We start from the raw sequence: 904 nt of genomic DNA on the forward strand, positions 1-904 counted from the left end.
GCGGTCATCAACATGCTCATGCCGCTTGCGGTCTTGTTCAGGCTCTGGGTCTGTTCGCCGTGGGTGTAGCTGGGCAGTGAGGTTTCCTCGTCGGCAAAGCGCCGGAACAGTTCAAAGATGCCGGACAAGTCTTTCTGGTTACTCTGGATATTGATAGCCTGAATCATTGGCCCCTCACCGGCTTCCCCGTCATAAAACCAGAGTCGGTAGGGATAGATCTTCTTGGCATCTTCCAGGCTCATGCCTTCCGGAAATTTGCTCACATCCATCTGGAACATGGGGCCAGCGGTGAGGGCGGCATTGTCCAGCAAGGCTCTGCCAGTGGAGTTCATAACATCCTGGCTGTCGTTCATCATGTAGGGAATGCCGATGCCCCAGAACCGGTGCAGCACACTTTCGTAGGGAACAAACTTGTAGGGGATCGCTTCCGGCTTCAACGGGTTGAGCCGTGCCATAATCATCCGGCCATCGCAGATCCAGATGTTGGCCTGATACTCGGCCTGCTCATCGATGTCATCAACGCCGTATTCCTTCAGCTGCTGGCCATCCACCGGTCCCCAGTACTCAAGGACATCGAAACGGTTGGGCGTCACATACTGCTCATCATTGTCGTTGATATTACGCAACTCCCGTTCGTAATCTTCAGGGACATGGTTCCCCTGGGGAGACTCCATAAGAATGGCGTGAATGGTCTCGGTCTCAAAACCGTGACTGCCTGCCAGTTCCCGTAGCTCATGTTTGGTCAGCACATGGCGGCGGAACAGATCGTTGGGCTTGCCGGGATCGTGGGAATAGGGATCGGGAAACAGATCAAAGACACTGGCCCATTCAATATCCGGCTCAATGCTCTGGCGCTCGATCAGTTTCCACTCATCACCCTCGCTCTCCCACTTCTCATGGTTAC

Annotated in this window: 1 protein-coding gene; it reads right to left on the minus strand. The window is 54.5% G+C overall.

Going from position 1 to position 904, the window contains the following annotated elements; genetic code table 11:
* The coding region (locus tag AK963_RS34150) for a portal protein (protein ID WP_175404749.1) at window positions 1-904 on the minus strand (904 nt) is incomplete at both ends.

The organism is Endozoicomonas atrinae (assembly GCF_001647025.1).
Classification (GTDB): domain Bacteria; phylum Pseudomonadota; class Gammaproteobacteria; order Pseudomonadales; family Endozoicomonadaceae; genus Endozoicomonas; species Endozoicomonas atrinae.